Origin of the sequence: Vibrio harveyi, assembly GCF_030060435.1 — a bacterium.
In the GTDB taxonomy this organism is placed as follows: Bacteria; Pseudomonadota; Gammaproteobacteria; order Enterobacterales; family Vibrionaceae; genus Vibrio; species Vibrio harveyi.
In genome coordinates, this window is record NZ_CP125877.1 from 49,226 (window position 1) to 60,505 (window position 11,280).

At 41.5% G+C, this 11,280-nt stretch carries 13 protein-coding genes; 7 read left to right on the forward strand and 6 right to left on the reverse strand.

Features of this window, described 5'->3' with window-relative positions:
* Positions 1-36: 36 nt before the first annotated feature.
* The gene (locus QMY49_RS26650) at positions 37-1,491 is read left to right on the forward strand and encodes an LPD1 domain-containing protein (RefSeq protein ID WP_053309103.1); all 1,455 of its coding nucleotides are present in this window, start codon (positions 37-39) and stop codon (positions 1,489-1,491) included.
* A gap of 2 nt (positions 1,492-1,493) precedes the next feature.
* On the opposite strand, the gene QMY49_RS26655 is transcribed toward QMY49_RS26650, so the two are convergent.
* A complete protein-coding gene (locus QMY49_RS26655; RefSeq protein WP_017086065.1) occupies positions 1,494-1,787 on the reverse strand; it encodes a helix-turn-helix domain-containing protein in 294 nt (97 codons plus the stop codon).
* 933 nt (positions 1,788-2,720) lie between these two features.
* Here QMY49_RS26655 and QMY49_RS26660 point away from each other — a divergent pair.
* The 4 genes from QMY49_RS26660 (at position 2,721) to QMY49_RS26675 (ending at position 5,517) form a co-directional block, all read left to right on the forward strand.
* Complete coding sequence (locus tag QMY49_RS26660) at positions 2,721-3,011, forward strand: hypothetical protein (protein WP_130268193.1); 291 nt, start codon at positions 2,721-2,723, stop codon at positions 3,009-3,011.
* 140 nt (positions 3,012-3,151) lie between these two features.
* Positions 3,152-3,700 carry a protein-tyrosine phosphatase family protein gene (locus QMY49_RS26665; protein WP_014386789.1) on the forward strand — a complete coding sequence of 183 codons (549 nt, stop codon included), beginning with the start codon at positions 3,152-3,154 and terminating at the stop codon, positions 3,698-3,700.
* A 58-nt stretch (positions 3,701-3,758) separates the two neighbouring features.
* Complete coding sequence (locus tag QMY49_RS26670; RefSeq protein ID WP_089204968.1) at positions 3,759-4,727, forward strand: tyrosine-type recombinase/integrase; 969 nt, start codon at positions 3,759-3,761, stop codon at positions 4,725-4,727.
* Between the two features lies 1 nt (position 4,728).
* Positions 4,729-5,517, forward strand: a complete 789-nt coding sequence (locus QMY49_RS26675; RefSeq protein WP_041156844.1) for a hypothetical protein — start codon at positions 4,729-4,731, stop codon at positions 5,515-5,517.
* Here the strand turns inward: QMY49_RS26675 and QMY49_RS26680 are convergent.
* Both QMY49_RS26680 and QMY49_RS26685 read right to left on the reverse strand, forming a co-directional pair.
* Entirely contained in the window at positions 5,514-6,002 is a 489-nt protein-coding gene (locus QMY49_RS26680; RefSeq protein WP_032073030.1) for a hypothetical protein, read from the reverse strand. The genes QMY49_RS26675 and QMY49_RS26680 overlap by 4 nt on opposite strands.
* Positions 6,003-6,004: 2 nt before the next feature.
* Positions 6,005-6,949 carry a DNA-binding protein gene (locus tag QMY49_RS26685; RefSeq protein WP_283317023.1) on the reverse strand — a complete coding sequence of 315 codons (945 nt, stop codon included), beginning with the start codon at positions 6,947-6,949 and terminating at the stop codon, positions 6,005-6,007.
* Positions 6,950-7,214: 265 nt separating this feature from the next.
* Between QMY49_RS26685 and QMY49_RS26690 the strand changes: the two genes are divergently transcribed.
* The gene (locus tag QMY49_RS26690) at positions 7,215-7,826 is read left to right on the forward strand and encodes a DUF2913 family protein (protein ID WP_283317026.1); all 612 of its coding nucleotides are present in this window, start codon (positions 7,215-7,217) and stop codon (positions 7,824-7,826) included.
* 48 nt (positions 7,827-7,874) lie between these two features.
* Here QMY49_RS26690 and QMY49_RS26695 read toward each other — a convergent pair whose 3' ends face one another.
* The 3 genes from QMY49_RS26695 to QMY49_RS26705 all read right to left on the reverse strand — a co-directional run bounded on the left by QMY49_RS26695 (position 7,875) and on the right by QMY49_RS26705 (position 10,010).
* Entirely contained in the window at positions 7,875-8,555 is a 681-nt protein-coding gene (locus QMY49_RS26695) for a nuclease-related domain-containing protein (protein WP_130268191.1), read from the reverse strand.
* A gap of 25 nt (positions 8,556-8,580) precedes the next feature.
* Positions 8,581-9,243: a hypothetical protein gene (locus QMY49_RS26700; protein ID WP_283317027.1), complete on the reverse strand. Its 663-nt coding sequence runs from the start codon at positions 9,241-9,243 to the stop codon at positions 8,581-8,583.
* A gap of 119 nt (positions 9,244-9,362) precedes the next feature.
* Entirely contained in the window at positions 9,363-10,010 is a 648-nt protein-coding gene (locus QMY49_RS26705; RefSeq protein ID WP_283317028.1) for a restriction endonuclease subunit M, read from the reverse strand.
* A gap of 339 nt (positions 10,011-10,349) precedes the next feature.
* On the opposite strand from QMY49_RS26705, the gene QMY49_RS26710 reads away from it, so the two are divergent.
* On the forward strand, positions 10,350-11,219 hold the full coding sequence (locus tag QMY49_RS26710) for a DNA replication terminus site-binding protein (protein ID WP_257884090.1): 870 nt from the start codon (positions 10,350-10,352) through the stop codon (positions 11,217-11,219).
* Positions 11,220-11,280: the final 61 nt, after the last annotated feature.

Consider the following 11,280-nt stretch of genomic DNA (forward strand, 5'->3'; position numbering starts at 1 on the left):
AGTGTAATTCTATAGTAGAACCAAGAGTCTTGTTATATGGGTAAGTTAGACGACACCGGAGAGTATTTACCTTTTGCAAAGAAGCATTTGGTATTAGGGAAAGATAACGGCGACACAAACATTAGCCTTAAATCAATTTGGCCGGAACCTAATTGGCAAGAATTGTGTGATGATGGTCTGTCAGTTGAAGTATGCGCATATTTATCGGTTTACTATTCTGGTTGGAGGAATAACCCCCGTCCAGCTCAGCCATCTGTCAGTCAAGAGCAATGGACAAACGCATACGAAAAATCACTATTGGTTTTGCAAGAGTTGTTTGAAAACGTAGCTGACAATGATGATGTAAAGTTGCTACCGGAACGATTTCGGAGTCGGATGGGTATTCCTAAGAAAACTGGTAGGCAACATATTAGAGATGTTTACCCATTGTACGCTGTTGGTAGAGGTGAAAATAGAACCTACAAAACTCCGTTTGCCTTGACGCTACGACAATCATCTTTAATTCATTTGCTGCCAAAATTAGGGTGGCCTTATACAATCAAGCCATACAATGTTGACCTATTTCCGGTGGCCTTCGAGGGGGGATTCTACCGATTGTGCTCGATACAAGGAAAACGGTTTGTATATAAAGAAACAGAAGAGTTCCCTAACAAATTCAAAAGTGAAACAGATGCTATAAATACGTTACGTTGTCACATGAATTTGGATGTATCGCCCTATATCCCCAGAAAGAAAATCGAAACGATAAGAAACATACAGCTCAGCTATGATGTTACACCAGAACAATTCATAAACACGTTCAATTTTAGAGGAGTTCAGTTTGGGAGCTCTATGCCAGACAAAGAACGTCAACTGTTTGTAAACAATAGCTTTTATGCATTCAAGGTATTAGCTCATATATTAGAGATACCAGACGGATGGATAGGGCTTGGAGGACAACTTGGCATAGCTTTCGGCGCAAGGGGGCAGGGGAAAGCAAGCGCCCATTATGAGCCAGACCTAAATATCATCAATTTGACTCGGCGGAGTGGACCTGGTGCAATTTCTCACGAGTGGTTCCACGGAGTTGATGCACTTCTGGCAAGGTCTAGAGGATATGAGGGTAAATTGATCAGTGAGTTTATTACTGGCGTAGACATGGAAAACGCACCTGATAAGTTCAGGAAAAACATTCTCCTTATGAGGAATATCATTACTAAGCAACTTTGCTCTGGTACTAAGTATTTCAATCAATCACAGAAACTGGCAGGCCAGAAGGGAGCGCGAAAATACTGGATAGAAAGAAGCGAGATGTTAGCCAGGGCTTTTGAAGCTTTTGTCCAGGACTCACTTATAAGCAAAGGAATAAGTTGTGATTGGCTTGTTATGGACACTTTACTTTCAGATGTACCTAAAGAACATCATGACAAGCATCCTTACCCGCAAGGCGATGAACGCAAGAATTTAAACTACTCGATGTTTAATCTAATGAAAGGGATTTGGAGTAATTAGGTTTAGCTTCTTGATAAAAAGTAGTGGAGTAGAGCACCTTTTCTAATCTCCTTTTTTTTAAACTGATCAAGCATATAGAAAAAATCAACATGATCGATACCATACAAGTCAAGGAGAGCTAATGCATCAAATAGGTCAATCCCAGTATGACCATTTTCGAACTTGGAAATGAAAGATTGGTTAACACCGATATGGTTGGCCGCGTCAGCCTGAGATAAGTTGCTTTTTTTCCGAAGCTCCTTAAACAGGTCACAGACAAATAAATATTCACTTCCTCCTTTCTGATAGAAATTCACAAAACACCTTGAAAATTATCTTGTCCACGAGTTACGCATGAACATGCGCGTCAACGAAGCGACAAAATTGGATTTCTCTTGATCATTCATCCGGGAAAAGTTGGCAAGATACATTTCCCGCTGAGTTACGATTGTCATCAGATTTGCCTCTAGCGGAGATGATGAATCAATCAATAACTGAATGCGTTCAGGGATCTCCTCGGCAGTGCTAATGTCAAAATTTGTATTGTTTAACAAGAACATGCTGTTTCACCCATAAGAACCCCGTAGATGATACACCCAAAGGTCAATTATTCCGTGTGGAATAATTTGCAAGACTTTAGCCGAAAACCAACCGGATTGGCTGGTGGTGAAATATGCAACCTGAGAGAGGACTTTTTTGTCGCCACAAGCCAGTAACTGGTGTAATATTAACCTTAAACTCTCTACTTACGAAAATGTACCTTTTCCAAAGTAGAGCTTGTGAAATTTAAAGGTCGAATAGTTTGCGACTCACTTTTCGCGCACGAGGGGCATAAAGTCACGTATAAGCATCTTTTTGAGTGGATAAAAGGAACGATAGCCGTCCTATTCTAAAACCATGATATACCGGGTGGTTTAGCAGTGGCGTTATCCATTTTGGCGAACTCTATTCTACATAGAGTTGTATGTTGGCAAACTTTATTTTACCTACATACTTTCATTTTCATATTTAGGTACAACAAGGTACGGAGGCGGAAAATCGTGGATTTAACTGAAATGGCACTAGTAGCAGCAGTACTTTCAACTCTTGGTTTTGCAGTTACCCTTATACGGCATGTCTTGTTTAAAAGGGAGTTCTATAAACTAAAAGAGGACATGAAAAAACACACTCTTGAGCACGGTGTTAACGAGGAGCTATGGATTTTATTTGTTACGCGGTCACGTAAGATGCTTAGGTTCTGGAGGTGACATATGCTAAATAAAACAAAGTTTGAAAAAGTTCTAAGTAGAGTGATCAACAAAAACAGCGCTCGTTGCTCAAAGTGCAAGCGAATGTTTACTCAGCCATGTCATACCTTTGGTGGTCTCGATGCAGAGGGCAAAGTTCATAATGTGGCTCTATGCTGTAGAGACTATATTGTAGACATGCGCCATTATGGTGTTTATACAACCCTTCCTGTTAATACAGCAGAAGGTGAACGCCAGGCCAAAGAACTATTAGATTCCCACCCCAAAGACGCAAGCAGATATTCACTGTTCTAGTGAAACAATGAGCAAAACCAAGAATGCACCATACGAACAAAGTGTAAAAGTAATTAAAAAACAGCCAGATACAAAGCTGTTTCACTAAAACAAAGACTAATCCACTTTATTGTCCCAAAAGAACATTCAAAGAGGAACCAATGTGTAACGGAAAAGTTATTTTTGTTAGCCAGAGAGAGGCTGAGACTATTCACCCAGAGCCCGGAGTAGCAATGATTTCTATCACCGATCCGGGAAAACCTTTAGCTGAACTCGGTTCCTGGGAGCTGATATACAGAGATTCTTTTTTTGATGGAGGCTATAGTGAAGACGCTATCCACATCCATAAAGATGAGTTTCGAATGCGCTATTGTTCTTATATTGATTCAGAACAGGCAGAGAAACTAAAAAATTTCATATCTCAACTAATCTCTTCTGGAGTGAATAAAATCTACGTTCACTGCTATTTTGGTCGTTCACGCAGCGGAGCTGTTGCTAAATACCTGGTGGATCAGTTTGGTTTTGAAAGCAATAAACCAATTGAGAGCCCAAATATGACTGTATATAAATTGCTATGTAATCCAGTACGGTTTGAACCCTTGATCCAGCAATATGAACAAGCTGCTAAAGCTCCTAAAGAAGAAAAGCAACCAACAATCTCCCAGAAGTTCGTAGATTTATTGATGGTAGCTTTAGGGCTTAAAAAATAATAAGTGAATGTGGCCCCCTACTCTCGATACAACGTGCATGAAAAGAAGAGAAACCAACATGGAATATCACGCTAACAACATAATAACTGCGGAACAACAAGGAGAGCTGATCACCGCAGAACAGATTAAGAGCAGTATAAAAACTAACGCGGCATCAGCCTATTTACTTAGTCTCCGCTCAAAGCTTAGCCGTCAAAAAATGGGTTACTTCCTGAATAATGTAGCCAAAATGACGGGCAACCAAAGCATGTTTCATTGTGACTGGGGGACAATGAGACGCCACCATGTTCAGGGTATTATTGACTTGCTGATTGATGCAGGAAGAGCCCCAGACACCATTAACACCTATCTTGCTGGGTTAAAAGGCGTCGCTCTTGAAGCATGGACAATGAAGCAGATTGATATGGAAAGTTATCACCATATCAAGCAAATAAAGAATGTGCGTGGCGAAAGAATTCCCAAAGGGAGAGCGCTAGAACGTCATGAAGTTGCCCAGCTTTTCAAAGTGTGTGATGAAGACTCACGATGTAAAGGAGTTAGAGATAGTGCAATTTTTGGGGTGCTTTTAGGCTGCGGTTTAAGGAGAAGTGAAATAGTGGCCCTAGATCTAGGTCATATAAATTGGCGAGAACAAGCAATTACAGTTATGGGTAAAGGTAATAAAGAACGATTGGCCTTTATGCCCGACGGAACGCTTAGAAGATTAAAATTGTGGGTTAATGATGTTCGAGGTGAACAGCCTGGGCCTCTTTTTCCAAGAATTCGACGACATGATGATGTACAAGACAGTCGAATGACAGATCAGGCAATCTACGAAATCTTGAGAACTAGACGAATGGAAGCTGGGTTAGAGCATTGCTCTCCTCATGACTTGCGTCGGACTTACGCGAACGACTTATTGGAAACTGGCGTTGATATCATGACCTTAAAGGATATGATGGGACATGCTAGCGTTACTACCACTCAACGGTATATTCGCATCAAAGATGAGCAAATGCGAAATGCAAGTAAGAGGTTGGTAATTTAACATGCTCGTATCATTCCTGACATGGTTTTTAGTTGGTTTGCTGCCCATTGTGCTGGTGGTCATTATTCAAAACCTTATTGGAAAGTTGTTAACCCCTATTGCGCTTAGCAATAAAGGCAGCCGGGGGGTGTACTTAGCTACAGCAGCTATTGGAGTGCCTATTCATGAACTCAGTCATGCTATTGCGGCGTTCCTTTTTCGGCACCGAATAACCAAAATAAAGTTTTTTGAATACACTGCTGGGCATGGCCGCTTGGGATACGTCGAGCATCAATGGAACGTGTTGTCACCGTTGCAAAATGTCGGGCTTTTCTTTATTGGTATTGCTCCTTTGATAGGAGCTGGTGCAGTCATATACTTAACTACAAAGCTAATGCTTCCAGGCTTATTGGATACGCTGGCTTGGCGCATAGTAGAAATTCCTATGGGAATAACGGGCGATCCAGTCAAAGATGCTTTCTATGCTGTGCAGTACGGCATTTCTGGTGCTGGTATTGCGATTCTGTCCGTGAGCTCGGAGCCTCAGTTCTGGCTCTGGATGCTGATCAGCAGCGTTGTGGCGTTTCACTCGACACCAAGCAAAGCTGATATGCAGAGCGCATGGAAGGGAGCGATAGCCGTAGGAGTGTTGTTAACGGGGATTGTCTTCATTTTCGAGGCTTATTATCCACTAACCGAAATGGTGGTTGGTTATTGGCTTTACAGTGTATCTATTATGTCTGCCACAATTGTATTTTCTATGCCTTGGTGGGTAATATTGCTGATGATCGCTATGGTTTCAAAACGCTAGCTTTCTGTTTTTTTAGCTGTTCTCTCAAGCAAAGCGCTTTGGCGGAGTATTGCCAACACATCAGCAACCGTCATTTTCCATCCCATAGCAAGACGTCGAATGATAAACGAACCTAATTCAGTACGTTCTTGCGGATTAAACAAACACTGTTTAACCTGCCCTGCTTCTGATAAGGATAGTGAAATCCCTTCGGGTCCATTATGTTGCAATTTGAAACCTTTGTTACGCTTAGAACCGTGATAAGCCCCCTCAGATAAACGAGCAAGGCCGAACAGTACCTGAGTAAAGCTGGTAAGCTCATACCTTGTCAACTGGACGGAAATTTTTTCCTGCCAGTTTGCATCAGTGCCAAGAAGTGGCGCAATCTCGATTGTGACCGAAGGATATTCATCCTTTTGGGTCTCTGTATACTGGAACTGAACTACAACACGCTGGTGTTTGTTATAGATTTTAAAAGCTTCACCAAACAATTTAGTTTCGCTCATAACTAATCTTTCACCTCAAGTTGCGACAATTTTTTCTTTGTACTGATATGAGCTTTGCGTTCGGAATTCAAATCAGATTCAAGTTTGCTTTTTGCTTTTGAAGTGGCCGCGTGAGCTGCTTTTTCGGTATCGAGAGCTTCGCTAATTGTCTCCAGTCGCCCCAACCCTTTCTCTGATTGCATAAGCCGCTCTTGAAGATGGTTGACTCGATCCTGAGTTGTTTGATGCGATTCTTTCTCTGCTTTTAAAGATTCACGGAGTGCTTCATTTTGAGCACTTATAGTCGCGTTTTGTGTTTCTGCTTGGGTGAGTTTTTCGCGGATATCTTTTAACTCAGAGCGTAGTTGTTCACGGTTAGATTGAGCCTCTTCTACCAGCTTACTGCTGTCCTCAAGACGCATCTCCGCTTTGGCTAAGTCTGTGGTTAATCGGTCAATCTGAGTTCGATGTTCAACAATCACCCTACTCTTTTCTTCTAGTTGATCACGCAGTGTCTGTTCAGTAGTAGTCCAAGATGATTTGGCCGCTGCATGTTGTTCGCTATGTTCCTGTGCCAACTGTTCTTTCTTTTGAACTTCAAATTGAAGGCGCTCTATTTTGCTTTCAGCATCAGCTAAGGCAGAAAGAGCCTCTGCTTCGGAACTTTTAGCAGCACGTAGCGTTTCTTCAAAGCGAGATTCAATAGCAGTTTGAAACCTGCCCATCTCTTTCATAAATGAGTCAGCAAATGCATCACTGAATCCCATTGATTCCATTAAATGAGCCTGGGATGCTTCGAGCTCTTCACGCCACTGCCTAACAAAGCCTAGAGCCGTTCCTTTGGAACCTCTGCCAAGTTCTGCGATCACTCGATTGCCGCTTATCTTTTCTCCGGAAGCATGTAGACGGTCACAGACACTTTTTACGTCTGAATAAGTCAATGCAGGACTTTGTTGCCGCTTTTCCATAATCATTTCTCTTCAAAAAAATCAAGTATACCGTCAATAGTATGCCAAATACGGTACAGTTACAAACAAGTGTACCTTTAATATGTTAGAATTGAATGGCGGTACAGTTTGATTGTTTTGCATCCAGATAGTTAATCATAACAGACTGATATTTAAGGATATTATTATGATTTAAATCGAGAATGAACAGGTTGTAAGGTGTACCGATTACTGTACTTTCGGTACACCAGTTCTAAACCAACTCTTTAAGTGCGAGGTGTGATAAATGAGAAGAAAAAGTGGTGATTATCCACAATTGGTAAATGACTTAGTAATCAATACATTGTTACACCTTTATATGGAATGTAGCGATACACGTCGGTTTGTGCCTCTCCACCAGCGAAATGCGATTGTTATGCGTTATCTGAAATCCTTACTCAAAAAAGCAGCATACAAGGAGACAAGAAAAGATATTAAAGCTCTTATTTACGCTGGGCAGAAAGGTGACAAGTTGGAAGAGCAATTGTGGAGGCTCAAATCTCTTGTTAATAATTATGGTAATGATGTTGAAAAGTTTTACGTATTCCTCAACTTAATTGAGAGTACGTTAGCTATTTACAGTGAGTTATTTAAAGAAAATACTGCTGTCGTTTCGAATAGAGTTTATTTGTTAGCTGATCACATTGATAATGGCTTTGACGATAATGGGAAGCAAGTAGCCCCAATTGCTCTTTCTGTAAACTCTTCAAAATGGAAGCAAATACCAGCGTTGGCCGAAGAACATGGTCATTTCTATATTGAGATTCTTGATAGTGATGAGAGTAAAGCAAACCTTTATGTTCACCCTGCCGCAATGAAAAGAGCCGTTCACAAAGAACATGAAAAGGAGTGTGACTGATGGCAGTGTAGGATGCAAACCGCTACTACACTGCCCTGAGTGCTAAGTTCAAGCACGATGTTTAGCTTTGAGGTTTTTCACATGCTTAAAGTTAGTTTTAAGCCCCTTTTCTAAACGTGCAGACTCTAGACTCTCATAAACACTATTAATGTCGATAAAAGAGCTTTCCTTGGATTGTTCATAAATATAATCTGCGGCCTTCCAACCGGATGTGAATAGTAGCTGTGGTGTGTTTTTACTCCTCCATTCGCACTCACCTACCATAACTACAATCGAGTAGAACGCTTCCTGGGGAATGCTAGGCAAAAGAGATTGAATTGCTTTCACATGCTTATAGTTTTGTCTGAACGGATTTTGAAACTTGTAGCTACGTTTAAATATCTTTTGAGTCCAAAATTGATCTGATTCCTTGCCATAAATCCAGCCTTTATAATGTTTTGTTTCAACGACAAATATTCCAGCTGGGGAAATAACAACATGGTCCACCTGAGTAGTATCTCCATCGGAAACTTCAAGAGTAACATCATCAAGTACTATGCAGTTATTACCACATTTTTTATTTAATATTTTTGATAAAGCCCACTCGCCTATTTTCCCTTTGATATGGCGTGAAAATACTTTGGCAACAAATAATAGTGTTACAGCCAAAATCAACATCCACGTTGTCGGTTGATTTAGAAGCTCTCCAAAAGCGCCAATAAATAGATTAGAAAAAAAGTCGCTCTGCATGATAGGTCCTATAATGATGAGATTTTTATAAGTTCTTATTTTCCGTGTCGTCAGATAAAACTTTGTAATAGTCAACGCCTGATGGACGAGCCATAAAATGCGCAATATTACTATCTTCTGGGTCAGGAACTATCGGTCTAAACCCGATAGTTCTGTAGAAACACTCTAATTTATATTGGCTTGTTTCGAAGTTTTCATTGAAAGAAGAAACCTGTTCAGCAATATAAGGATCATCAGTAAAGTTAGTAAACTGTAAAGGAACACACATAAGAACGGTCAAGCCTCTATTATGAGCAAAACGTCGTTCAGCATCTGAAATGATTTGTTGTGTCACTCCAAGGCCACGGAATTCTTCTTTTAAACAAATGTGATCAACGATTAAGACCTGTAGTTCTTCCAGATCCATGCCTGCATCTGCAATACAATCAGAAAATTCGTTATGATCTGAGAATAAACAAGAGTAATTGTAGAGACGAGCCTCAAGGTCTAAAGCTTCATGAATGTCTCCCCATTCATCTATAGCATGATAAACGTTAATTAGTGTCAATTGGACGCACCCAACTTTTACTTCTTCATCAGAATTGTGGTCAAAACTGAACACCTCCCCTTTGTAGACAGAGGCAAATTCGCCAGTATCTTCAAGTTGGGATGTGCATTCCATAGAATAAGTTATAGATAATGAGGGCATATGATACTTCTCCACTGCGTTATGATAAGAATTCGATTTTACACAGGCTATCGTGGCGGTTCGGTATTCCAAAATGCCCATAAAGGGCAAGTTTCGGGATGAATGAAGGCCAGACATGCTTAACCTACTTTATCTAGATAGGTTAAAGGTTGAGGTTCAAGGATATACACTAAGCCTTTGGGCGCACGGCTTAGTACATCAACAGCATTAATACTCAACTTTCTAACCTTCACCTCAAGGTTACTTAGAAGATTAATAATCTGAATCAACGCTGCCTTACACATAGTACGATCAACGTCTTCAAGCACTAAAACGCTTTGCTCCAACGTTTCTTTACCGTCGTTATGAATCTTCTCCATTATCCACTTCATCGCAATCGCTCCAGTGCCGGAGCATGGCTCATAGAAAGAAAGTTCTTGATTGTGATGGTTACTGGGCCATCCTACGAGTGCTGCAAGTAAACGCCCCAGCTCTGGTGGAGTAGGAAAGAAGTTTTGTCCTTGTTTGTAGTAACCACACTCGGAGAAAAACATGCCGAGAACGTCAATACCAGGATAGCTTCTCATGGCCGCACTCAAGATATGTGATAATTCGATAGCCGTAGGTTCCAGTTCCTTTGGCATTTTTGATGATGGAGGGTACAGCCCGGTCTGCTGATATGCCCAGTGGTCGATAAATGTATAAACAAACTCGGTAACACCCATACGATATCTAGCCGCCTCTATTACCTGAACTGCCTTGCGGATTTCGCTATGCACTTGCGACATTCATTATCCCCTCTGTTTAAATCAACTCACAGTATCATAATATAACCCCATAAACATAGCAATTTAGACCATCATGCAACATAGGATACAGCTCCAATCCCCTCCACCACCGAGAAAACTGATAGTACACCTTTCCCCCTAACCACCTTGCTAGACCTCTCTTTTTTTCTCTCTTTTTCTCTATTTATCTCTCTCTTTCTAAATTCGGGGGCGAGCCCCGGCTCAACAAAGCCGAAGGAGGAGCGTTAGCGACGACCGAGGCTTATACCCCACTTTGCATGATGGTCTAAAAGCGGCTAAAATGTAATCAATGATCCGTCAGAACAACGCAAGGAATAAATGATGAGCCAGATAAAAACGCTCTTTGACGACGTGACATTTAATCTGTCTCGTCTGAACAAACTACTAACGAGCACTATGCCAAGCATGGCGATAGTGAGCCGGATACCTCCAGTACATAAAGGCAATGAGCATGAGGTAATAAAACTCATCATGCCCGAGCACCATTCCGGCATGGCCGCTATGAAGCTGGCGGGTGAAGGCTACGTGGATCTGCACATCAAACATCCCTACTCACAGAAATCTGCCAGACGTTATGTTGGCGTGATCCACCTGCTGCCCTCTAATCCCAACAGCGCTGAGATTGTTCAGTTGGTACATAGCATCAACCAAAGCAAGGCCGACATCGAGGAGCTGGTGATCACCGAAAACAAAACCCGGCAAGCACGGTTCAAAGCAATCCATGACAATTGCCCCGGCGTCATGACAAAACATCTCTACAGGCAAATCCATTGCCTAGTCGATGCTGACGTAAAATCAGTGAAGTTTAGTTGGCAGCGAAAGGATGCTCTGCACCAACCAGACAAAGCAGATCTGCTTACCAAAATGAGTGAAGAGTTGGAACGAGCTAATTCGGAGAATGAACTACCTCTCACCCAGCTCATTAAGAAGGTCGCAAGCACTCCTGATGTAGCGCTGAGAATTCGTCGGGATGTGAAAGTGCAGCCCACGGCCAACGTTGTAAAAAACACTGGACTGAAAACCATGACAGCTCCGTTACCTATCATCATCGTGCAAGATGAACCGTTCAATACTAGGCAGATAGCTTCTTTCGTGGCCGCAGTGGAAAGAAAACAGCGTTCGGACAAACAAAGCTCCACAATTTTAGGAACATTTTCTGGCCTACAAATTGAGAAAAAGAATAGCTAATTCTATGCCGTAGAAACTGGATGTATTTGCCCAAATTGGGCTTGTGCAGAGTCATAATCTA

Bases quoted from the DNA above. Each gene is read 5' to 3' on its own strand.
- QMY49_RS26650 (WP_053309103.1), top strand. From the start codon at position 37: ATGGGTAAGTTAGACGACACCGGAGAGTATTTACCTTTTGCAAAGAAG.
- QMY49_RS26660 (WP_130268193.1), top strand. From the start codon at position 2,721: ATGCTAAATAAAACAAAGTTTGAAAAAGTTCTAAGTAGAGTGATCAAC.
- QMY49_RS26665 (WP_014386789.1), top strand. From the start codon at position 3,152: ATGTGTAACGGAAAAGTTATTTTTGTTAGCCAGAGAGAGGCTGAGACT.
- QMY49_RS26670 (WP_089204968.1), top strand. From the start codon at position 3,759: ATGGAATATCACGCTAACAACATAATAACTGCGGAACAACAAGGAGAG.
- QMY49_RS26675 (WP_041156844.1), top strand. From the start codon at position 4,729: ATGCTCGTATCATTCCTGACATGGTTTTTAGTTGGTTTGCTGCCCATT.
- QMY49_RS26680 (WP_032073030.1), bottom strand. From the start codon at position 6,002: ATGAGCGAAACTAAATTGTTTGGTGAAGCTTTTAAAATCTATAACAAA.
- QMY49_RS26685 (WP_283317023.1), bottom strand. From the start codon at position 6,949: ATGGAAAAGCGGCAACAAAGTCCTGCATTGACTTATTCAGACGTAAAA.
- QMY49_RS26690 (WP_283317026.1), top strand. From the start codon at position 7,215: ATGAGAAGAAAAAGTGGTGATTATCCACAATTGGTAAATGACTTAGTA.
- QMY49_RS26695 (WP_130268191.1), bottom strand. From the start codon at position 8,555: ATGCAGAGCGACTTTTTTTCTAATCTATTTATTGGCGCTTTTGGAGAG.
- QMY49_RS26700 (WP_283317027.1), bottom strand. From the start codon at position 9,243: ATGCCCTCATTATCTATAACTTATTCTATGGAATGCACATCCCAACTT.
- QMY49_RS26705 (WP_283317028.1), bottom strand. From the start codon at position 10,010: ATGTCGCAAGTGCATAGCGAAATCCGCAAGGCAGTTCAGGTAATAGAG.
- QMY49_RS26710 (WP_257884090.1), top strand. From the start codon at position 10,350: ATGATGAGCCAGATAAAAACGCTCTTTGACGACGTGACATTTAATCTG.